Here is a 21,918-nt window from a genome sequence, read left to right as displayed (position 1 = left end):
CAATTCGTGACGACCCTTTCGGTGCGCCTGCGCGCGTCCTGCCTCATCGTGCCCGGCCTGCTCGCCATCGCCTGTCCCGTCACTGCCGTCGCCCAGCAGCAGAGCCCAGCGGCACAGGCGGGCGCCTTCCAGTTGGAAGCCGTCACCGTCACGGCGACGCGCAGCGAGAATAACAGTTTCGACGTGCCGGCATCGGTGTCCGTCATCACCCGTGAGCAGCTGGACGACGACCAGGCCTCGAACCTGTCGGTCCTGCGCAAGGTTCCCGGCGTCGATCTCGGCGGCGGCGCGCGCCCGGCCGGCCAGATTCCGACGATCCGCGGCCTGCAAGGACCGCGCGTCATCCTGTCCGTCGATGGCGCCCGGCGCAATTACGCCGACAACATCCGCACGCCGCTGCTGATCGACCCGGACATGGTGCAGCAGATCGACATCGTGCGCGGCTCCGAATCGGCGCTCTACGGCAGTGGCGGCATCGGCGGCGTCATGGCCTTGCGCACTCTGGAGGCCGACGACATCCTCGCTCCCGGCCGGACGGCCGGAGGCCGGGCGAAGATCGGCTTCCGCAGCGCCGACCACAGCGTTTCGACCAACCTGACCGGCGCCGCGCGCAGCGGCGGTTTGGACATCCTGGGCAGCGCCACCCTGCGCGACGCCGGACGCATCCGCACCGGCGAGGGGAACGGGCTGACCAACGACGAGCAGCTGAAAAGCGGACTGTTCAAGGTCGGCGCGACGCTGAACGAGGGCAACCGGGTCCAGCTTTCCTATCAGAAATTCGCCGACACTCTGGTCACGCCCAGCAATCCCGGCGGCAGCGACGCCTTCGGCCTGTTGCAGAGGCTGAAGCGGCGCCAGGACCAGTTCACCGGCAGCTACGCCTTCCACGATGACGGCCGGAAGTGGATCGACGGCAGCGCCACCGCCTATTACACCAAGCTGCGCTTCGCGACGACGCCCTACACCGCCGGGGTGACGGCCACCGACATCGAGATGGCGACCGCCGGCGTCGCGTTGCAGAACAGCACCCACATCGAGATGGCGCCGTGGCTGCGCCACCGGATCACCTACGGCGTCGACGCCTACCGCGACCGCGCCCGCAACCGCGACGGCGGCGTCGCCAACGCAGTCCAGCCGGATGGCGAGCAGATCTCGCAGGGCCTGTTCCTGCAGGACGAGGTGACCATCGCCGAGGACTGGACGCTGACCGGCGCCATCCGGCACGACCGCTACCGCCTGGAGCCGGTGGGACAGGCGTCGTCCGACAACCAGCGCCTGTCGCCCAAAATCGCCCTGAAATGGCAGGTCCAGCCCTTCCTCGGCCTGTTCGTCGGCTATTCGGAGGCGTTCCGTGCGCCGACGCTGGGCGAGACCTACCAGAATCTCGGCACCACCCGCGCCCTCTTCAACTTCCGGCCCAATCCGGGCCTGAAGCCGGAGACCAGCCGGACCAAGGAGGCGGGCTTCACGCTGGCCTTCGACGACGTGTTGACCGGCGGCGACGCGATGCGGCTGAAGACCACCATTTTCACCGAGACGGTGGAGGACATGATCACCTCGGCCACTGTCGGCCGCTACACCCGCGCCGCGCCCTTTTCCGGCACCGGCCTGATCTTCCAGAACCAGAACGTCGCCAAGGCGGAGCGCCGCGGCGGCGAGCTGGTTGCCAGCTACACCGCCGGCGGCCTTGACCTCGGCATCGGCTATTCGCATCTGCGGGCGAAGGACGCCTCGACCGGCGCCGGGCTGTTCGCCCCGCCCGACAAGGTCACGGTCGGCACCCGCTACCGCTTCGAAAATGGTTGGGCCGTCTGGTGGACCGGCCAGTTCGTCGACGAGCAGCACCGCGATGCGACGGCGTTGCGACGGCGCGACGGCTACGGGCTGCACGACATCGGCGCGACCTACGGCCGCGATTGGTACCGGGTCGATCTCGGCGTCACCAACCTGTTCGACAAGGCTTACGCCACCTACCAGCAGTCGCAGACGACGACCTACACCTACGAGGAAGGCCGCAGCGTCAACCTGACGCTGAGCGCGCGCTTCTGACCCGGTCACCATCCTGCCTTATCCCGAACGAGGAGTTTCCCCGATGACTGTTCAGCGCGCCGCTTTTGCCGGCCTTGCGATCCTCGGCCTTGCGGCCTGTTCCACCACCACGCCGGCACCGGACAGCATGCCGGTCACGGTGACGTTCGCCCTGACGGCCAACGGCAAGCCGGCACGCTGCGGCGAACCGCTCGGCCCGCTCGGGTCGGGCGGCACCCCGGCGACCCTGCACGATGCGCGCTTCTACGTGGAGGACGTCGCCCTGATCGATGCGGCAGGGCAGGCGGTTCCGCTGGCGCTGGAACGGAATGACTGGCAGACGGCATCGGTCGCCCTGCTCGATTTCGAGGACGGTACGGGCGGATGCGCCGGCGGCACGCGGGCGACCAACGCTACGGTCACGGGCAGTGTGCCAGCCGGCCGCTATGCCGGGCTGTCCTTTACCGTCGGCGTGCCGCCCGCCCTGAACCACAGCAGCACCGAAAAGGCGGCCCCGCCGCTGGACATCGCCGCCATGGGATGGAGCTGGCAGGCCGGCCGCAAATTCATGAAGGTCGAGGTCGATCCGAACGGCGGGGTCGCCAAGTCCGCCGGGGCGAAGGCCCGGACCTGGTATGTCCATCTCGGCTCCAACGGCTGCACCGGCAACCCGGCGGACGGGGAAAGCGTGTCCTGCACCAACGCCAACCGTCTGCCGGTGACCGTCGCCGCCTTCGACCCGGCGACGCAGGCGGTGGCGCTCGACCTGTCGTCGCTGTTCGACGGCAGCGCGCTGGGCCGGGACCGCGGCGGGGCGGTCGGCTGCATGAGCGGCCCGACCGACCCGGAATGCGGCCCGGTGTTCCGGCAACTCGGCCTGTCGCTGGAGAGCGGGCGGCCGGTGACGCCCGGCACCTCTCCGGCCTTCGTGGTGGTTGCCAAACCGGTCGCCAAGCCATGACCGGCCGGTTCCGGCGCATCCTGGCCGCGGGCGTCGCCGTGCTTGGATTGGGGGCGGCGGCGCCGGTCCTGGCGGCGGATTGGACATGGTCCCTGCCGGGCCATGTGCCGGAGCCGCGCGTGCCCGCCGACAACCCGATGTCGGCGGCGAAGGTCGAGCTGGGCAGGCGGCTGTTCTACGACACCCGCCTGTCCGGCAACGGGACCGTCGCCTGCGCCTCCTGCCACATCCAGGCGAAGGCCTTCACGGACGGGCGGGCGCTGTCGCCGGGATCGACCGGCGGGCTGACCCACCGGAACGCCCAGCCTCTGGCCAACAGCGCCTGGAACGCCACCTACACCTGGGCGAACCCGGCGCTGGTGTCGCTGGAGCGGCAGATGGAGGTCCCGCTGTTCGGCGACGACCCCGTCGAGATGGGCGTGACCGACGCCAACCGGGCGGAGATTCTGGGTCGGCTGCGCGCCGACCCCGCCTATCCGCCAATGTTCCGCCAGTCCTTTCCCGAGGAGGCGGAGCCGCTGAGCATGGCGGCGGTCATCAAGGCCATCGCGGCCTTCCAGCGCAGCATCGTCTCGGTGGACAGCCGCTATGACCGCTATCTCCAGGGCAAGGCGAGCCTGAGCGAGGCGGAGACGAGGGGCATGACCCTGTTCTTCGGCGAGCGGGCCGAATGCCACCATTGCCATGGCAGCTTCAACTTCAACGATCAGGTCGTCCATGCCCGCAGCCGGGAGGTGGAGACGCCGTTCCACAACACCGGCCTCTACAATCTGGACCGCGCCGGGGCCTATCCCTTCCCCAACCGCGGCCTGTTCGAGTTCACCGCAAGGCCGGAGGATATGGGGGCCTTCCGCGCACCCAGCCTGCGCAACGTGGCGGTGACCGCCCCCTACATGCATGACGGCAGCATTGCCACGCTGGCGGCGGTGATCAACGCCTATTCCGATGGCGGCCGGGCGGTGCGCTCGGGGCCGCAGAAAGGCGACGGCCGCCTCAACCCGCACAAGAGCGGCCTGATTTCCCGCATCGGGCTGACGCCGCAGGAAAAGCGCGACCTGCTGGCCTTCCTGGGAGCGCTGACCGACGAGACCCTGCTGACCGATCCGCGCTGGTCCGATCCCTGGCAGGCGCTGAGGTGACGAACAGGTGACGGAGAGAGGAAAGCCCGGCCGTCCGTTGCGGCGGCCGGGCCTCCGGGCGCATCACATCCTGGCGGTCAGGGCCAGCATGACGTTTCGCGGCGTGCCGTAGGTGTTGTAGGTGTTGGTGGACCGTCCGAGAGCGGCGAAGTATTTCTCGTCGAACAGGTTGTTGCCGGTCAGCGAAACCGACAGGGTCTTGCTGAATGCGTAGCCGATCTGGGCGTTGACCAGAGCGTAGGCATCCTGGACCAGCGCCGCGTTGCTGCCGTTGCCGCCGGTGCGGGTGACCGCCGTGACGCCGGCCCCATAGTTGAAGCCTTCCAGCGGCCCGTCCTGGATGCGGTGCATGGCCAGCAGCTTGACGCTGTGCTTGGGGAACCAGTTGCTGAAATTCATGCCCTGGCTGGTCGCGTCCTTCACATAGGTGTTGAACAGGTAGCTGTAGCCGGCGGTCAGTTCGACGCCGGGCAGCGGGCTTCCCGTCACTTCGGCATCGACGCCGCGCGAGCGGACCTCGCCCATCTGCAGGTAATAGCCGGGGTGCGCCGCGTCCGCAAAAGCGCGGTTGGTGTCCTCGATCTGGAAGACGGCGAGGGAGGCGTTGAGCCGTCCATCGAGGAAGGCTCCCTTGACGCCGGTCTCGTACTGGGTGCCGTAGCGCGGATCCAGCGTCCGGCCGGTATGATCGGTGGTGGTCTGCGGGATGAAGATCTGGGCAACGCTGGCGTAGAGCGCGACCTCCTTGGTCGCATCGACGATGACGCCGCCATACGGCACGAACTCGCCGTCGCGACGGGCGCCCTGGACCCAGCCGGTGGGGCGGGAGGGCGGAATGCTGCGGCTCTTGGTGGTGAAGTACGCGAGCCGCCCGCCGCCGACCAGCGTCAGCGGTTCGGCGATCTTCAGCCGCAGCTGACCATAGCCGCCCTCCTGGAAGGTTTCGCTCTTGCCGCCGCTGGTCGCGGCGATGGCCGGTTCCTCCCAGGCCCTGGAGCTTTCGATCCCGAACAGCGGAATGCTGGTCAGCACCGGAGCGGTGCCGCCGGCATTGTTGGACAGGTAACGCTCGCGGTTGTAGCCGACCACCGCATTGTGGGTCAGGCCGAACAGCGTGAAGGGGCCGCCGACATACATGTCGAGGTTCTGGCGGACGTAGTTGTAGGTGCTGTCCCGTTTCGAATAGCTGATCGTGTCGGTCGCCGGGTTGATGGAGGAAGACGCATAGCCGTCGTTGAAGCGGAACTTGCGCTCCCACCAGCGCGCCTGGGCCTTGGCGACCCAGCCATTGTCGAAGCGGTGTTCCAGGCCGATGTCCTGCTCGTAGCTGTCGGTATGGTTCTTGGCCCAGGGAGCGACAGGGTTGAAGGAGCGCGGCGTGTTCGGGATGACCAGATTGCTGTAGACGGGGATGCCGTAGAAAGGCGAGGCCCGGTCCTGCTGGACGATGGCGGTGACCGACAGGGTGGTGTCCGGCGTGACGTCGTACTCCAGCGTGCCGTAGGCCAGCTTCCGGTCGCCGCTGGCGTGATCGTAGAAGTAATTGTTGTGCTGGCTGGATATGACGGCACGGCCGCGCAGCGATCCGTCGGCGTTGAGCGGGCCGGTCACGTCGGCGACGCCGCGCGTGTTGGCCCAGGAACCGTAGGAGGCGGTGGCGCTGGCGCCGAAAGCCTTGCGCGCCCGTTTGGCGACGAGGTTGACGGTGCCGCCGGGGTTGGGGTCCGTTCCGGTCAGCATGCCGGCGGTGCCGCGCAGGATTTCGATGCGGTCATAGACCGACAGATCGAACTGCTGCGATCCGCTGAGCGCGTTGTAGGACGGGATGCCGTTGAACATGACGTTCATGCCGTAGGACCGGCTGTTGTACTGGGCCTGGGTGCCGTCGTTCGGAATCGCGGTGACGCCGGTGGCCTGGGACAGGGCGTCCTGGAGCGTGATCATGTTCCAGTCGTCCATCACCTGCCGGGTGATGACCGAGACGGAGCCGGGGATCTCCTTGACCGCTGCGGGCAGCTTGCCGAACAGGGTCGCCGCCGGGCTGGTGTAGGATCCGGTGCCTTCGGTCTCGGCGTTGAGCGTTTCGCCGGTGACGGAGATTTCCGGCAAGGATACCGGGGGTTCGGCCGCCTGCGCATGGGCGACGACCAGCAGGGTCGCCATGGAGACACCGGCAAGCATGACGCGGCGCAAGGGAACAATCGCGGACTGATCGCACTGCATTCTGAAACGATCCGATTGGGAGATGTGGGGGGAAATGCCGGTGCATGCGCGGCCAGCTTCGATGGGACGGGGCCGTGATTGGGATCGGCGTGCGGCGGCCCGGTTGAGGGGGCCGGCCGCAGGAAGGTTCGGCCCTGCGGCCGGCGGATGCTCAGTCCACCGTGTCGGTGGCCGGCAGGTGATGTTCGTGCCAGACGGCGTTCAGGATGCCGCAGGCACAGGCGAAGCCGACGCCGAGGACCCAGGCGAAATACCACATGGCCGATGTTCTCCTTTGTTGGGGACGGCTCAATAGAGGCCGGAGGGGTTGCGCTGGATGTCCGCCGGCCCGACCCGTCCGCGCAGGACGCGGAAGATCAGGCTGGTGTAGGCCAGGATCAGCGGCAGGAAGATCAGCGTAGCCACCAGCATCACCAGCAGCGTGCGGTGGCTGGAGGAGGCGTCCCACACCGTCAGGCTGGCCGACGGGACGAGGCTGGAGGGCATCAGCATCGGGAACATGCTGACCCCCGCCGTTGCGACGATGCCGGCGATGCCGGTGGCGCTGGCGATGAAGGCGGCGCCCGGCCTGTCCTTCAGGGTGGCGATGAGGGCGCCCGCCGGGCCGAGCACGCCCAGGATCGGCGCCGCGACCATCCAGGGATGGGCGGCATAGTTGGCGAGCCATCCGCCCGGCCGCAGCTCCACCTGCTTGAACAGCGGGTTGGACGGCCCGTCGGTCACCACGGTCCCGACCAGGGCGTAGCCGGGCAGCCCCAGCGCGACCCACAGCCCGGCGAGCAGGAACAGCAGGATGGTGACCGGTGCGCCGGCGCGGACATAGACGGCGGCGCGTTGCCTGACCGGACCGTCGGTCTTCAGGGCGAGATAGACGGCGCCATGGGTCGTCAGCATGGCAAGGGATACCAACCCGGCCAGCAGGCCGAAGGGGTTGAGCAGTTCCAGCAGCCCGCCGCCCTCGTAGAACACGCGCATGTCGCCGTCGATGCGGAAGGGCACCCCTTGCAGCAGGTTGCCGAAGGCGACGCCGAACACCAGCGACGGCACCACCCCGCCCGCCACCAGTGCGGCGTCCCAGAAGCCGCGCCAGCGGGAATCGGCGAACTTGTTGCGGAACTCGAACCCGACCGGGCGCAGGATCAGCGTGACCAGCACCAGGAACAGCGCGATGTAGAAGCCGGAGAAGGCGGCGGCATAGATCGCCGGCCAGGCGGCGAAGATGGCGCCCGCCCCCAGGATCAGCCAGACCTGATTGCCGTCCCACACCGGGCCGATGCTGTTGATGGCGACGCGCCGCTCAACGTCGGTGCGGGCGACCAGCGGCAGCAGCGCGGCGACCCCGAGGTCGAAGCCGTCCATCACGGCGAAGCCGATCAGCAGCACGCCCAGGAACAGCCACCAGATCAGGCGGAGATGCTCGTAATCGAACAGGGTTTCCATGGTCGGATCCTCAGGCGGCGGGGATGGGCTGCGCGGCGGCGGAGGGAGGCCGCAGGGCGTCCGCCGGGCCGATGCGGATGTATTTGCGCATCAGGATCACGTCGACGATCAGCAGCGAGGTGTAGAACAGGACGAATCCGGTCAGCGAGAACAGCACCTGTCCGGCCGACAGCGCCGAGGAGGCGAGGAAGGTCGGCAGCACGCCGTCGATGGCCCAGGGCTGGCGGCCATATTCGGCCACGACCCAGCCCAGTTCCGCCGCCAGCCAGGGCAGCGGCAGCGACCAGACGCAGATTTTCAGGAACAGCGGATGGTCGAAGTCACGGCGGCAGGAACGCCAGAAGGCGACGGCGAACAGGCCGATGAAGAAGAAGCCCAGCCCCACCATAATGCGGAAGCTCCAGAACAGCGGCGGGACGGCGGGGATCACGTCGTTGGCCGCCCGCGCGATGGTGGCATCGTCCGCCGTCCGCGGATCGGCCACATAGCGCTTCAGCAGCAGGGCATGTCCCAGGTCGTCGGCCCGTGCTGCGAGCGTGGCACGGGCCTCGATGTCGCCGCGGTCGGCGCGCAGCCGCTCCAGCGCGTCATAGGCGACCAGGCCGTTGCGGATGCGGGCCTCCGCCCGCCGGACCAGATCGTCGATGCCCGGCAGCACCGTGTTGGCCGAGCGGGTGGCGATCAGCCCCAGCGCCCAGGGAACGGTCACCGCGGCATGGTTCTCCCGCGCCTGCTGGTCTGGGATGGCGAACAGGGTGAAGCCGGCCGGGGCCGGTTCGGTCTCCCACATCGCTTCGATGGCGGCCAGCTTGACCTTCTGGTGCTCGCCGAGGGTGTATCCGCTCTCGTCGCCCAGCACGGCGGCCGACAGGGCGGCGGCCAGTCCGAAGGCCGAGGCGACGATCATCGAGCGGGTGGCGAAGGCCCGGTGCCGGCCGCGCAGCAGATACCAGGCGCTGACCGACAGCACGAAGACCGAACCGGTGACGTAGCCGGCGCTGACGGTGTGGACGAATTTCGCCTGCGCCACCGGGTTGAACAGCAGGTCCCAGAAGGAGGCCAGTTCCATCCGCATGGTGTCGGGATTGAATTCGGCACCGACCGGATTCTGCATCCAGCCGTTGGCGATCAGGATCCACAGAGCCGACAGGTTGGAGCCGATGGCGACCAGCCAGGTCACTGTCAGGTGGCCGAGTTTCGACAGCCGGTTCCACCCGAAGAAGAACAGCCCGACGAAGCTGGATTCCAGGAAGAAGGCCATCAGCCCTTCGATGGCCAGCGGGGCGCCGAAGATGTCGCCGACATAGTGGCTGTAATAGGCCCAGTTGGTGCCGAACTGGAACTCCATGGTGATGCCGGTGGCCACCCCCATGGCGAAGTTGATGCCGAACAGCTTGCCCCAGAACCGGGTCATGTCGCGCCAGATCGGCCGGCCGGTCATGACATGGACGCTTTCCATGATGGCCAGTAGGAAGGACAGCCCCAGCGTCAGGGGCACGAACAGGAAATGGTAGAGCGCCGTCATGCCGAATTGCAGGCGTGACAGGCTCATCGGATCGAGATCGAACATCGCGGGTCTTCGAATCCTCAACGCGGCGGCGCCGACAGCGTCAGATGGCGGTCCATGGCGGACGCATCGACGACCGGGCGGTGCGCGCCGTCGAACAGGAACATCCGCATCGCCACGACCACGCACAGCTTGACCAGCAGGGTCGCCGTGATGGTGCGGGAGAGCGGGGAGGGGAAGAAGCGTGACCGGGCCGCCGGGCGGCAGGGATCGGAGGGCGGAGCGGATGCTCCGCCGTCGCCTCGCATGCTCATGTCGGGTCCTTTCGGACAAGGAGAAGGCGTTCGGCCCGATGGGCCGGCGCGGCTGTCTGGATGGCGGCTCGGTCAGATCGCTGGAGACGGGGGCGGGAACGGGGGTGGTCCGCGCGGCCAGGCGCTGCCCGAAGGCCGACCTGGGAGCGGGGCGGAGGACGCGGGAATGGGGCGCCACAGGACGGGACGCGACGCCGGCACCGGACATTCGACGGGGGGCGGAGTCTGGCTGTTGCCGTGCAGCAGCGGCAGGCAGAACAGGCAGAAGGCGCCGTCATGCCCATCGCCGGCGGGTGCCCCGTCGCTGCGCCGGCCTGGCGCGGTTTCGGCGGTGATGCGCTCGCCGGTCCGCCGGTCGATGACGACGAGGCCGGCGGAGGTGCAGATGACGATGCGGTCGCCGAGCAGGTCCTGCGCGAATGGCAGTGTGAAATCGGCGGACGCGGAGCCGGCGGACGGCTGCGGCTGGCCGGCGGCCAGGATTTGCAGGGTCAGCAGAGCCAGACAGGCCAGGGCGCCGATGCGCAGCCGTGTGAAGAGGCTGGAGCCGCCATCCCGCCATGCGTTGCGCAGCCGTGCCTTGCGCAGCCGGCCGGGCGCGGCGCGGCCGATGGCGGCGCGCGGCGGTCGGTCCGGAAAGGGCAGGGCGTCGGTCATGGCGGATGGTTTCGCGGACAAGGCCGCGCGAATGGGTTCAATGAGCGGGAGGTGGCGGCCACGCCATCCTTTCCGTTTGTATTGAGTCCGCACGATGGCGGATCCCCGGCACGGAGGAGGCTTGGTTTGCTCGGACGGGCCGCAGGCGACCGCGGGAGAGATGCCGGGGCTTTCTGACCGTCACGCGGGAAATCCAGGCAGGTCCATGGACCGCGGCATCGGGATGCCACGCGGTGGACGCGCCGTCAGGATTGCGGACGGAAAGGGAAGGGAGCGCCGGCTCAGCCGGCGGCAGGCGGTGCGCGGGCCTGGAGGCTTGACAGGAACCAGCCGGCCGCGATCACGTCGCCGGGCAGGGTCCGGGCATCGGCCATCGCCATGCTCTCGGCGGGACCGGCCGTCTGCACCTGCGGCGGGAGCCCGGCGCCGGTGACGGTCGGGCAGAGCGGGCAGTGATCCTTCGCGGCACTGCCGGAGCCGGAGCCGTCTTCAGGGGCGACCGGCTGGCCGTCGGACCCGATGAACACCGTCTTGAAGCCATCCACCGAACAGATGGTGACGGCTTCGGCACCCGCCGGGGCTCCATCCAGCGCCATCGCCGGCATCACCATGCTCCACACCATCATCTGCAGCACAAACGCCAGCGCGCCGGCCATAAGGCCAGCCCGGCGGATGCGGTCGATGAGGGGGCGTAGACGAAGCACGGGACCCGTTTGCTCCTGGGGGGCCGCCATCGGGCGAGACGGTCAAGTCATTGCACGGAACACGGATCCGGGCAAGTCATTACTCCGGAAAGGGACATCGGGCTGTCCGGCAGGGCCGGCCCCGCAAGGCCGGCGCCGCCATCCGGTGCCTGTCTTTTCCTCAGAAGGTCTTGGTGACGTTGAGAAGGATTTTCCGGCCTTCGCCACGCGCCGCGCGTCCGTCAAGATACCTGTAATACGGCGTGAAGTAATTGCGGTCGGTCAGGTTCTTGGCGAAGAGCCCGACCGAGAACCGATCGCCGGTGTAGCTGGCCGACGCGTCGATCGTGGCATAGCCGGCGGTCTTGTAGAGGTTCATCTGGTCGATGTTGGCCGACGACACCGCATGGATCCCGCCGCCCACGCGCCAGCCCTCACCGTCTGCGGTGCGGGTGTCGTAGTCCAGCCACAGGCCGCCCGAATGGCGGGGAACGCCCGGCAGCGTCGATCCCGCGGGCGCGCCATTGGGAATGTCCGCCGTCAGTTCGGCCCTGGTGTAGGCATAGTTCGCGATCAGCTTCCAGGGGCCCGACGGCTGCCAGACCAGATCGGCCTCGAAGCCCTTCGACATCTGCTGGCCGTCAGGAATGCTGGTCAGCATGAAGGGGTCGGCCGGGTTGGTGACGGGGACGTTCTCGCGCTCGATCCGAAAGACGGCCAAGCTGCCGGAAAGCCCCGTCCCGCTGTCGAACTTGACGCCGACTTCGGCCTGACGGGAATATTCCGGTTTGGGGCTGCCGGCGTAGAAGGTGAAGGGATTGGCCTTCATTCCTTCGGAATAGCTGGCGAACGCCGAAATCTGGTCGGTCAGATCATAGACGGCGCCGATGCGGGGCAGGATCCGCGTCTCGTTGAGCGTGTCGCTACGGGCATAGTTGATCGATACCGAATCCATTCCCAGATAGGCCAGCCGCAGGCCACCCAGGAGATGGAGCTTTCCGAGCGTGGATTGCAGCTGGGCGAAGCCGCCAGCCGTCGTGTAGGTGGCGTCGCCGTCGGTCATGGCCAACCCCTGGGGCATGGCCCATTTCGGCCATGCCCCAGGGGTCAGCAGATCGACCGAGCCGACCGGCATCATGTCCATGTACATCAGCGACCAGTCGCCGATACGCGAATAGTCCGCGCCGACCAGAAGCCGATGCTCCATCGCGCCGGTGGTCAGGCGTCCTTCCACCGAGGACGAAAGGCTGAGTTCGCTCTGCCTGCCGGGAACGAAGGAATTGTACAGGTTCCACGAACTGCGCCCGGCGTCCGGGGCGTTGGCGATGATGATCTGGGTCGTCTGGTTCACCTCGTTCCTGCCGTAGCGGAACTGTGTCTTGCTGGACCAATCGTCGTTGAAGTCATGGTCCAGCGTCACCGTTACCTTGCGGGTGCTGGTGTGGCTGTCCGGGACGTCCGGATCGCCGATATAAAGATCGCGCGACAGGCGGAAATCTCCCGCCACCGTTCCCCAGGCGGGAAGCGCCTGATACTCCTGCTGGCTCCACCGCGAGACGTAGCCGTCGACCGTCAGCCGGGTGTCCGTTCCGTTGCCGAAGGTCAAGGATGGGCTGAAGGAGTATCGTTTGGTCTTGATCAGATCGACGTCGGAACCCGACCGGACGTAGCTGCCGTTCATCCGGAACAGCACTGTCCCGTCCCCGCTCAGGCGCCGGTTGATGTCGAAGGACGGCTCCGTGTAGCCGTTGCTGCCATAGCTCAGGCCGACGGTGGCGAAATCGCGGTCCTGCGGTTTTTTGGTGACGATGTTGACCACACCGCCCAGAGGCGTGCCCACGCCGCCGCCGTAGAGGATCGCGTTCGGGCCTTTCAGCACTTCGATCCGCTCGATGCCGGCCATCGCATTCGGATCGCCGGTGTTCAGATAGCTGGTGATGCCGTCGCGATAGATTTCCGCCTGGAAGCCGCGCAGGATCGTCGATTCATAAGCGGGGGTTTGCAGAAGTGCGGAGCCCTGCGCGCCGCTGACGTTCTTCAGGCCTTCGGCTATGGTGGTCACGCCCTGGTCGCGCAGCAGCTGTGGCGTCACGACCACGACCGATTGCGGCGTTTCCTTCAGCGGGGTTTCCGTCTTGGTTGCGCTGCTCGTGGTGACGGCCCGATAGCCGTCGATGACAGCGCCGCCATCGCCTGCATACAGCGTGATCGGGTCCAATTGCACAGCGTCCTGAGCCGAGACGGTGCCCGTCGAAAGCACGGCACCGACCAGCAGGAGCGCGCCCTGTCCATGGGAGAGCGTCATGAGGGAGAATGCACTTTCAAAAAGAATGGGTCAGATCCGATCGTCGAGCAGCCATTTCCCGACAGGCTGCCGTCCCGCCCGCCTGGAATCACGGCATGGCGATGGTGCAAGCGCGCAGGAAGGAGCCGGCGTGACGGTCACGCCGTGTCGAAGGCTTCGCTCGTGATGCGGACGGAAAGGGAAATGGAGTGCCGGTTCAGCCGGCGGCCGGCGGTGCGCGGGCCTGGAGGCTGGACAGGAACCAGCCGGCCGCGATCGCGGCGCCGGGCAGGGCCCGGGCGTCTGCCGCCGCCATGGTCTCGGCAGGAACGGCTGTCTGCGCCTGCGGCGGAAGCCCTGCACCGGTGACGGTCGGGCAGAGCGGGCAGTGATCCTTCACCGGGCCGGTTGACCCGGAGCCGTCGTCAGAGGAAGGCTGCCCGTCGGACCCGATGACGATCGTCTTGATGCCATCGGCGGAACAGATGGCGATGGCTTCCGCCCCCGCCGGCATCCCGTCCAGCGCCATCGCCGGCATCGTCGCGCTCCACACCATCATCTGGACAACGAACGCCAGCGCCCCGGCCAGAAGGCCGGTTCGGCGGACGCGGTCCATGACGGAGCGGGACAAAAACACGGTGGGATGGTCGCTTACGGCTGGCACCGCCGAAGGTTGCGGCAGCCAAGTCATCGCACGGAAGCGGAAGCCGGGCAAGCCACAACGGAGAGCCGGTGATCCAGGCCGGAAGGCTTTACACCGGGCGGCCGGGCGCTGCCGCGGCCGTCCGGTGGGATGAGGCCGGTCAGGCGCCCTGGTGAAGGCGCTGGTTGAACAGTGGTCCCTGGCTGTAACGGTGCAGCGCCTTGGCGGCGGCAAGGACTGCCAGGTCCGCCAGCGGCTCGATGATGATGACGCTCATGTAGGCGACGCCGAAGCTGCCGACCTCCGCGAGGTTTTCCGCTGTGAAGCCGTGGCCGTAGATGGCCCAGAAGGCGACCCAGGCGACGATGCCGCCCTGATAGGCGGTGGAGAGCGCGAGAGCCTGCGAGTATTTCAGTTCGACATAGGGGGTGGCGGCCGGAACGATGCGCTTCGCCAGCAGGCTGATGCCCCACAGCGGCACCAGCAGCGTGGTGACGTTCATGCCGTACTGCGGCAGGTCGAAGGGAGCGAAGAATACCCCCTGGATCAGCAGGCCGGCGGCGAGGCCGATGGCGGCGGCACCAGACCCGAACAGCAGAAGCAGGGTCGAGCCGAGGATGAGGTGGACCTCCGACACGCCCACCGGATGATGCGGCAGAACCTCGAAGAAGCAGAAGACGAGAGCCGTGGTGATCAGGCTGCGCAGTCCCAGCGAAACGGCCCCGCCGTTGCTGTGGATGGTGTCGAGCGCCATTTTCCCGGCAAGGGCGAAGGCGCCCGCCGCCGTTGCGTAGCTGAGGAGAATCTTGGCGCCGTCGACGACGCCGGGTTCGATATGCATGCCGCTTTCCCTTTCCGAACCTGCCCTGAATTGAGTCGGGAGCGCCGCGGCGGGGGCAGCCGCGCGCGTCATTCCCCGATCCTTCGGGGCGGTATGCCGGCTGGATGGCTTGCGGAAAGCGGAACGGTCGGGGCCGTGCATCGGCAAGCGATCACCGGGGCACCCCGCCCGAGGATTTTCGTTCGGTTAGGGCAGGTCTCCTGGCTTGCGGGTCGTTGCCACGCCGTCCGGCCTTCCCGGCGCGGTCGGTCTCCCGAGGGGAGCCAGGCGCCAGTGACACGGATTTGGACGATGCGGCTCGCCGCTCACAGTTGCGGGGGCAGCGCCGGACTTGCCACCGATCCCTGACGGGGGCGGCGCACCGGCTTCCCTCTTAGCCCCACAGCTTGGCGATGCGGGGAACCATAACCATCGCCACGGTAGGGTGAACCGCCGCCGCCGTCAAGAGCGGCTCCCGGTCTTCGAGGAATGCCGGGCCGGAATACTGGAGGACCGGCTTTCCTGGAAAGGGCCATGATCGATGTCGGGGCGACGATCCGCTTTGCAGTGACCGACGTGAAACTTCGTATAAAAAGCGTTCGTCCAGAGTATCGCGCCTGGGCTATGGTGGTCCGCATCGTGCCTTGGGCACGGTTTCAAGGTCGGCGGAGCGGGATGCTGCTGAAGCGGAACGGACGGGGACGGGTGTGGCGGACCGGCTGCTTGGCCGGAGCGGTCGCATTGCTGTTCCAGATCGTTTCCTGGGCCTGGATGCCCGCCTGGATTTCGACGGCCAAGGCCGAAACGAACCGGATCGTGATCTGTACGGCGGACGGGTTCAAGACCGTGGCTCTGGACGATCACGGCGTCCCGGCCGACCCGGACGGCGCCCCTTCCGATGCGGGCGTCGCCGATGGCTCCTGCCCCTTGTGCCCCCTGGTCGGCGGTCTGGCGATGCCGCCGCTCGGCCTGCTTCCGGTGACCGTCGGATACGTCCGGCATGGGCCCGAGTTCCTGCCCGGACGCCGCATCGCCGCCGGATGGTTCCTGTCCTCCCTTCAAGCCCGGGCGCCGCCGGCCAACGGTTGATCCGTCTTCGGCATCGGTGGGTTTTCAGACCCGCCATTGCCGCACCGTGACCGATTGACCGGAGCTTCCGCATGCCCGACGCCTGTTTCGGGGAAGCGGCCGTCGCACCCGTGTTCGCCCCCGTCGTCCCGTCCGCTCGCGCGGCGAAGACGGACGAACCGCTGTTCGACGCCGTCGCCACCCCCAATGACAGCGGCACCCGCAATGGCCGCCTCATCTTCGTTGCCGTTCTGACCGCTTACTTCGCAATCACCCTGTTCGCCTGGCTGCGCCTCGGGGCGTGGCCGATGGCGCTCTATTCCCTGATCGTCCTTGCCTTCGCCCTCTGGTCGGTGATCGGCGATGCACGGCGCCGGCGGCAGTCCGAGCGTATCCGCGTCTGGCCGGACCGCACCCTGGTCGAACGCATCGACGGGGCAGGGCGGTGCACGTCCAGCGAGTGGCAGACCGGCTGGCTGCGGCTGACCGTCGAACACGGTCAGCCCGGCGGCCCATGCCTGCGCCTGACCAGCCATGGCCGGTCGGAAACGGTCGGCGCCTTCCTGACCGGCCGCGAGCGGCTGGATCTGGCGAACGCGCTGGCCCGCCACCTCGGTCCGGCAGCCGCAGTGCGCTGATCGCATTGCGCCGATCCGCCGGTTCGCCGGCGGCGGCTCCCACTGAAAATCCCAATCGCACCGACACCGCAGGGCGGAGCCGGCGGCTCTTCTGCGCTACCCTGGAGAACCTCGATGTCAAGACCATGTCCGCGGCGCACCTGCCGCCCGGCCCTGCTGACCGCGCTGATGGTGAGCGCGGCGCCGGCGGCGTTCGCGCAGGATGCCGTATCTCCGACGCTGCTGCCGCAGGTCACCGTGACGGGAAACTCCGCCGGATCGCTCACCGTGCCGACGACGGAGGACGCGGACCAGCGGATCCGGCAGACTCCCGGCGCTGTCGAACTGGTACCCGACACGGCTTTCAAGAACGGTACGGCGAACACGATCAGGGACGTTCTCGGCTGGGTGCCGGGTGTCGTGACGCAGCCCAAGTCCAACATCGACAACCGGGTGTCGATCCGCGGTTCGGGGCTGACGCGCAACTACGGCAATCGTGGCGTGAACCTCTTTATGGACGGCATCCCGATCAACACGTCCGACGGCCTGTTCGACGTGTTCGAGATCGATCCGAGCGCCTACCGCTATGTCGAGGTCTACAAGGGCGCCAACGCCCTGCGCTACGGCGGCAATGCGCTGGGCGGCGCCGTCAATTTCGTCACCCCGACCGGCCGCGATGCATTGCCGTTCGACGGCCGGATCGACACGGGAAGCTTCGGTTTCCTGAAGGGGCAGTCCAGCACGGGCGGCGCCTCCGGGGCCTTCGATTACTTCGCCAACCTGTCGGTCCAGCGCGAGGACGGCTATCGCGACCACAGCGAGGGCCATATGGGGCGCGGCAGCGTGAACCTGGGCTACCGGCTGTCACCGGATGTCGAAACGCGCTTCTATCTGAACGCGAACAGCTGGAGGCAACGCCTTCCCGGAGAACTGACCAAGAGCGAAGCGCTGAACGCGCCGAAGTCGGCGGATCCGGAGTTCGTGCGCCAGGACCAGCAGCGCAACATCGATTCGATCCGGATCGCCAACAAGACCACGCTGCGTTTCGACACCACCGAGGTGGAGTTCGGCGTCTTCAACCACCGACGCCATGTCGACCATCCGATCTACCGTTATCTCGATTACACCGTGAACGACTATGGCGGCTTCGTCAGCGCCACCGACGACCGGACCGTCGGCGGTTTCCGGAACCGCCTGACCGTCGGGGCGAACGCTCTCAACGGCACGATGGATTACAAGGAGTTCAACAACCTGAGCGGCGCGGTCAAGGGTGCGCTGGCTTTCTCGACGCGGGACAAGGCCGAGAACTATTCGGCCTATGCGGAGAACTCGTTCTATGTCCTGCCGGACGTCGCCCTGATTGCCGGCGTCCAGTTTCTCCATGCGGTACGGGATCGCACCGACCGGTTCCTGACCGACGGCGACCAGTCGGGCCGCCGCACCTACGATCTCTGGAGTCCCAAGGTCGGGATTCTGTGGGACGTCGATCCGGATTGGCAGGTGTTCGGCAACATCTCGCGCAGCGCGGAGGTGCCGACCTTCGACTCCAACAGTTTCGCGACCCCGGCGAGTTCGAACCTCAACGCCCAGACGGCAACCACCTACGAGATCGGCACGCGAGGCCGCAGGGCCGACGTCACCTGGGATCTGGCGCTCTACCGCTCCGAACTCCGCAACGAGCTGCAATGCGTCACCACGTCGCCCTACAGCACCTGCACCGTCCGCAATGCGGACAAGACGGTGCATCAGGGGGTGGAACTGGGCTTCGGCGTCGCCGTTCTGAAGGCGCTCGCCGCCCGGGAGGACCGCACCTGGCTCAACCTGACCTATAGCTACAACGACTTCTTCTTCGACGGTGCGACCTATCATGGCAACAGCCTGCCCGGCGTGCCGCCGCATTCCGCCCGCGCCGAGCTGCTCTACAAGCACCCGAGCGGCTTCTATGCAGGTCCCAGCGTCGACTGGATGCCGAAGAGCTTCTATGCCGACAACGCCAACACCCTCAAGGTCGATCCGTATGGGCTGATGAACGCCAAGATCGGCTTCGACCAGGGTTCGGGCCTGTCCGGCTATCTGGAGGGACGGAACCTGCTGGACAAGCGCTACATCTCGTCCACTATCACGGCGGAAACGGCCAGTGCCGGATCGGCCCTGTTCAATCCAGGCTATGGCCGCGCCGTCTATGCCGGCCTGCGCTTCGCCTGGTGAGGGCGGTGACGGTGAGAGCGAAGCAGGGGCTTCCCTGAGGAAAGCCTACTGACCGGTTCGCGATCCTGCTGCCACGGATCGGTGCGGGCGGATCGCGAACCTGCCCGGATGCTCCCCGGTCACTTCAATCGGGTCGTCGGATCGCCATCCTCGGGCGGTCCGCGGGGAGCCATACGGGAAAGCCACCTGTTGCGGAAGACCGAAGACATCGGCCACGCGCCGCCCCATTCAATCAAGCAGTTCGGCGGTGGCAGGGTGATTCGCCCATACCCTCCTCAATGGAGGATCTGATGCAGGAAGCTGCGGGTCCGCTCATGGCGCGGGGAGTCGAAGAACTCGTCGGGCCCGGCGCATTCGACGATCCGTCCCGTATCCATGAAGACCACCCGGTCGGCGACGCGGCGGGCGAAGCCCATCTCGTGCGTCACCACGATCATGGTCATGCCGTCCTCGGCCAGCGACACCATGGTCTCCAGCACCTCCTTCACCATCTCCGGATCGAGCGCCGAGGTCGGCTCGTCGAACAGCATCACCTGCGGCTCCATGCACAGGGCGCGGGCGATGGCCACCCGCTGCTGTTGCCCCCCGGAAAGCTGGCCGGGGAATTTCGCCGCCTGCTCGGCGATGCGGACGCGCCGCAGCAGTTGCATCGCCCGGTCCTCGGCCTCCCGGCGCGGGGTGCCGCGCGCCAGCATCTGCGGCAGGGCGCAGTTGTCGAGGATCGACAGATGGGGAAACAGGTTGAAGTGCTGGAACACCATGCCGACGCCGCGGCGGACGGCGTCGATGTTGCGCACGCTGTCGGTCAGCTCCACCCCGTTGACGGCGATGCGGCCGGCCTGATGCTCCTCCAGCCGGTTGATGCAGCGGATCAGCGTCGATTTGCCGGACCCCGACGGGCCGCAGACGACGATGCGTTCTCCCGTCGCAACCGTCAGGCTGACCTGATCGAGAACCTGGAAGGTGCCGTACCACTTGTCGACCGCCTCAATCAGGATGGCGGGGCTTGTGGCAGCGGGAGCAGTAGCAGAGGTGGTCATCAGCGGAGGTCCTTTTCCTGAACGCGGCCTTCCAGCCAGCGGGCGTAGAGCGAGATGGCGAAGCAGATGAGGAAATAGACCGCCCCCACGAACAGGTAGCTTTCCGCATAGGGAGCCGGCCAGACCGGATCGGAGGCTGCGGTGCGCGCGGCGCTCAGCATGTCGAAGACGCCGACGATCAGCACGAGGCTGGTGTTCTTGACCATGACGATGGCGGTGTTGGTCAGCGGCGGGATGACCTTCTGGATCGCCTGGGGCAGCACGACATGCCACACCGCCTTCCACACCGGGATGCCGAGCGCGCGGGCCGCCTCCATCTGTCCGCCGGGAACGCCCTGAAGGCCGCCGCGGATCACCTCCGCCAGGTAGGCGGCGGCGAAGATGGTCAGGGCGGCGAGCGTGCGGCCCAGCTTGTCGACCGACCAGCCGGCCGGCAGCAGCAGCGGCATCATGATCGAGGAGATGAAGAGCAGCCCGACCAGCGGCATGCCGCGGATGGTCTCGATCACCAGTACCGACAGGAAGCGCGGGACCGGCACCCTGGAGCGGCGGCCGAGCGCCAGCGTGACGGCGACCGGAAACCCCAGCCCCAGCGAGAGGATCGCCAGCAGCAGCGTGACCGGCAGGCCGCCCCAGTTGGCGGTGGAGACGAAGGGCAGGCCGGCGAATCCGCCCCACATCAGCGCCAGCATCGCGCCGATTGCCACCGCCCAGCCCGTCAGCAGGCGGCGCCCCCAATGGCGGGGCGGCAGCGACACCAGCACCATCGCCAGAACCAGACCGATCACGGCCAGCGGCCGCCACTGCTCGTCGGCGGGATAGACGCCGAACAGGATGAAGCGGATCTTGGCGGCGACGAAGGCCCAGCAGGCGCCGCCGGCACCGCAGCGGCCGGGATCGGCCGTACTCCACACGGCATCCAGCACGCCCCAGCGCAGCGCCGGCAAGAGCGCCAGGACGAGGGCGCCGGTCATCACGGTCAAGCCGGCCGCGAGCAGGTCGCCGAACAGGATTTGCAGGATCGGGGTGCGGCGGCGCTTCGGCGGTCCGTCCGCTGCCGCGGCGGGAATGGCGGTCGTCATGGTCATGATCGGAAACTCTCCCAGCGGCCAGCTCATCGCGTGACACTCATCGCGTGACCAGTGCGGTTCTGGCGTTGCACCAGTTCATCAGCAGCGAGACGGCGGCGCCGATGGTCAGGTAGACGGCGAGCAGGATGGCGATGCTTTCCAGCGCCTGGCCGGTCTGATTGATGACGGTGCCGATCACCAGCCCCAGTTCCGGGAAGCCGACGGCAAGCGCCAGGGTGGAATTCTTGACCGTCGAGAGATATTGCGTGGTCAGCGGCGGGATGATGACCCGCAGGGCCTGCGGCATGACGATCCGCATCAGCGTCTGCCGCTCGCTGAGGCCGAGCGCCCGCCCGGCCTCCCACTGGCCGCGGCCGACGGCGTCGATGCCGCCGCGGATGATCTCGCCGATGAAGACGGAGGTGTAGAGCACCAGCCCGACCATCAGCGCCGCGAATTCCGGCGACAGCCGCATCCCGCCGCTGAAGTTGAAGCCGCGCAGTTCCGGCAGGCTCGCCGCGGCGCCGATGCCGGTGATCCAGGCGAGGGCGAGGACAGCCGCGGCCGCTCCGACGGCGGGCAGGGCAGGGGCTGTCCGGCCTTGCCGGCGCAGCCGCCGGGCCAGCATCGCCGCGGCCACGAGGATGCCCGCCGTCCCGGCCGCGAAGCCCCAGCCGTTGCCGCTCCAGTCGATGCCCGGCAGATAGAGGCCGCGCTGCGACAGATAGATGTAGGGCAGGGGGTGCAGCGCATTGCGCGGGGCCGGCAGGGCCGTGGTGACGAGCGCGTACCAGAACAGCAGCTGCACGATCAGCGGCGTGTTGCGGACCGCCGTGACGAAGACGCCGGCCACCCCCGACAGCATCGGGTGCCTGGCCCGCCGGGCCAGCCCGACGAGCAGGCCGAGCAGGGTGGCGGACAGGATCGCCATCGCCGAGATCATCAGGGTGTTGCCGATCCCGACCACATAGGCCCAGGCGAAGCTGTCCATCGGGCTGTAGGGAACCACGCTTTCCGAGATCGGAAAGTTGGCCGGGCGGGCGAGGAAGTCGAAGCCGACGCGGATGCTGCGGACGGCCAGATTCTCCACCGTGTTGGCGGCGAGCCAGACCAGGGTCCCGACGAAGAGGAACAGCAGAAGCGCCTGGCCGGCCCAGGCCCGGAGGCGCGGGCTGTCCCAAAGGGCGGCGAGCATGGACCGATCTCCCGGTTGCCG

At 67.7% G+C, this 21,918-nt stretch carries 19 protein-coding genes and 1 riboswitch; of the genes, 6 read left to right on the top strand and 13 right to left on the bottom strand.

Features of this window, described 5'->3' with window-relative positions:
* The first annotated feature begins 6 nt into the window (after window positions 1-6).
* Genes CRT60_RS12055 through CRT60_RS12045 form a run of 3 tightly spaced genes read left to right on the top strand, consistent with a single transcriptional unit; the run spans window position 7 to window position 4,128 of the window.
* Window positions 7-2,049 (top strand): TonB-dependent hemoglobin/transferrin/lactoferrin family receptor, encoded by a 2,043-nt coding sequence (locus CRT60_RS12055; RefSeq protein ID WP_098736650.1) that lies wholly within the window; start codon window positions 7-9, stop codon window positions 2,047-2,049.
* Between the two features lie 43 nt (window positions 2,050-2,092).
* Window positions 2,093-2,989, top strand: coding sequence for an MbnP family copper-binding protein (locus CRT60_RS12050; RefSeq protein WP_098736649.1), 897 nt, complete (start codon window positions 2,093-2,095; stop codon window positions 2,987-2,989).
* Window positions 2,986-4,128 (top strand): methanobactin export MATE transporter MbnM, encoded by a 1,143-nt coding sequence (locus tag CRT60_RS12045; RefSeq protein WP_098736648.1) that lies wholly within the window; start codon window positions 2,986-2,988, stop codon window positions 4,126-4,128. The genes CRT60_RS12050 and CRT60_RS12045 overlap by 4 nt, the downstream gene beginning before the upstream one ends.
* Before the next feature lie 63 nt (window positions 4,129-4,191).
* On the opposite strand, the gene CRT60_RS12040 is transcribed toward CRT60_RS12045, so the two are convergent.
* The 10 genes from CRT60_RS12040 to CRT60_RS11995 all read right to left on the bottom strand — a co-directional run bounded on the left by CRT60_RS12040 (window position 4,192) and on the right by CRT60_RS11995 (window position 14,720).
* A complete protein-coding gene (locus CRT60_RS12040; protein WP_161958026.1) occupies window positions 4,192-6,291 on the bottom strand; it encodes a TonB-dependent siderophore receptor in 2,100 nt (699 codons plus the stop codon).
* Between the two features lie 211 nt (window positions 6,292-6,502).
* Window positions 6,503-6,610 carry a cytochrome bd-I oxidase subunit CydX gene (cydX, locus tag CRT60_RS12035; protein WP_098736646.1) on the bottom strand — a complete coding sequence of 36 codons (108 nt, stop codon included), beginning with the start codon at window positions 6,608-6,610 and terminating at the stop codon, window positions 6,503-6,505.
* 29 nt (window positions 6,611-6,639) lie between these two features.
* The gene (gene cydB / locus CRT60_RS12030; protein WP_098736645.1) at window positions 6,640-7,791 is read right to left on the bottom strand and encodes a cytochrome d ubiquinol oxidase subunit II; all 1,152 of its coding nucleotides are present in this window, start codon (window positions 7,789-7,791) and stop codon (window positions 6,640-6,642) included.
* 10 nt (window positions 7,792-7,801) lie between these two features.
* Window positions 7,802-9,361, bottom strand: a complete 1,560-nt coding sequence (locus tag CRT60_RS12025) for a cytochrome ubiquinol oxidase subunit I (RefSeq protein WP_098736644.1) — start codon at window positions 9,359-9,361, stop codon at window positions 7,802-7,804.
* Window positions 9,362-9,378: 17 nt separating this feature from the next.
* Complete coding sequence (locus CRT60_RS12020; protein ID WP_098736643.1) at window positions 9,379-9,612, bottom strand: hypothetical protein; 234 nt, start codon at window positions 9,610-9,612, stop codon at window positions 9,379-9,381.
* A 72-nt stretch (window positions 9,613-9,684) separates the two neighbouring features.
* Complete coding sequence (locus tag CRT60_RS12015; protein ID WP_098736642.1) at window positions 9,685-10,269, bottom strand: DUF2946 family protein; 585 nt, start codon at window positions 10,267-10,269, stop codon at window positions 9,685-9,687.
* Window positions 10,270-10,550: 281 nt separating this feature from the next.
* Entirely contained in the window at window positions 10,551-10,973 is a 423-nt protein-coding gene (locus CRT60_RS12010) for a DUF2946 family protein (protein WP_244592438.1), read from the bottom strand.
* A 160-nt stretch (window positions 10,974-11,133) separates the two neighbouring features.
* Complete coding sequence (locus tag CRT60_RS12005) at window positions 11,134-13,257, bottom strand: TonB-dependent siderophore receptor (protein ID WP_098736640.1); 2,124 nt, start codon at window positions 13,255-13,257, stop codon at window positions 11,134-11,136.
* A 196-nt stretch (window positions 13,258-13,453) separates the two neighbouring features.
* Window positions 13,454-13,873 carry a DUF2946 family protein gene (locus CRT60_RS12000; protein ID WP_244592437.1) on the bottom strand — a complete coding sequence of 140 codons (420 nt, stop codon included), beginning with the start codon at window positions 13,871-13,873 and terminating at the stop codon, window positions 13,454-13,456.
* 166 nt (window positions 13,874-14,039) lie between these two features.
* Window positions 14,040-14,720 (bottom strand): energy-coupling factor ABC transporter permease, encoded by a 681-nt coding sequence (locus tag CRT60_RS11995; RefSeq protein WP_098736639.1) that lies wholly within the window; start codon window positions 14,718-14,720, stop codon window positions 14,040-14,042.
* Window positions 14,721-14,893: 173 nt separating this feature from the next.
* Window positions 14,894-15,142: riboswitch (cobalamin riboswitch) on the bottom strand.
* 91 nt (window positions 15,143-15,233) lie between these two features.
* Between CRT60_RS11995 and CRT60_RS11990 the strand changes: the two genes are divergently transcribed.
* The 3 genes from CRT60_RS11990 to CRT60_RS11980 all read left to right on the top strand — a co-directional run bounded on the left by CRT60_RS11990 (window position 15,234) and on the right by CRT60_RS11980 (window position 18,592).
* Window positions 15,234-15,788 (top strand): DUF2946 domain-containing protein, encoded by a 555-nt coding sequence (locus CRT60_RS11990; RefSeq protein WP_244592436.1) that lies wholly within the window; start codon window positions 15,234-15,236, stop codon window positions 15,786-15,788.
* A 71-nt stretch (window positions 15,789-15,859) separates the two neighbouring features.
* Entirely contained in the window at window positions 15,860-16,405 is a 546-nt protein-coding gene (locus tag CRT60_RS11985; protein ID WP_098736637.1) for a DUF2244 domain-containing protein, read from the top strand.
* Between the two features lie 114 nt (window positions 16,406-16,519).
* Window positions 16,520-18,592 (top strand): TonB-dependent receptor family protein, encoded by a 2,073-nt coding sequence (locus tag CRT60_RS11980; protein ID WP_098736636.1) that lies wholly within the window; start codon window positions 16,520-16,522, stop codon window positions 18,590-18,592.
* A 275-nt stretch (window positions 18,593-18,867) separates the two neighbouring features.
* On the opposite strand, the gene CRT60_RS11975 is transcribed toward CRT60_RS11980, so the two are convergent.
* From CRT60_RS11975 to CRT60_RS11965, 3 genes are read right to left on the bottom strand one after another with little or no spacing between them, the layout of a single operon-like run.
* The gene (locus tag CRT60_RS11975) at window positions 18,868-19,632 is read right to left on the bottom strand and encodes an amino acid ABC transporter ATP-binding protein (protein ID WP_098736635.1); all 765 of its coding nucleotides are present in this window, start codon (window positions 19,630-19,632) and stop codon (window positions 18,868-18,870) included.
* Complete coding sequence (locus CRT60_RS11970; RefSeq protein ID WP_098737001.1) at window positions 19,632-20,720, bottom strand: amino acid ABC transporter permease; 1,089 nt, start codon at window positions 20,718-20,720, stop codon at window positions 19,632-19,634. The genes CRT60_RS11975 and CRT60_RS11970 overlap by 1 nt, the downstream gene beginning before the upstream one ends.
* 40 nt (window positions 20,721-20,760) lie before the next feature.
* Window positions 20,761-21,897 carry an amino acid ABC transporter permease gene (locus tag CRT60_RS11965; RefSeq protein WP_098736634.1) on the bottom strand — a complete coding sequence of 379 codons (1,137 nt, stop codon included), beginning with the start codon at window positions 21,895-21,897 and terminating at the stop codon, window positions 20,761-20,763.
* Window positions 21,898-21,918: the final 21 nt, after the last annotated feature.

Source organism: Azospirillum palustre (genome assembly GCF_002573965.1).
GTDB classification, from domain to species: domain Bacteria; phylum Pseudomonadota; class Alphaproteobacteria; order Azospirillales; family Azospirillaceae; genus Azospirillum; species Azospirillum palustre.
This window is presented reverse-complemented; position numbering and strand designations above follow the sequence as displayed.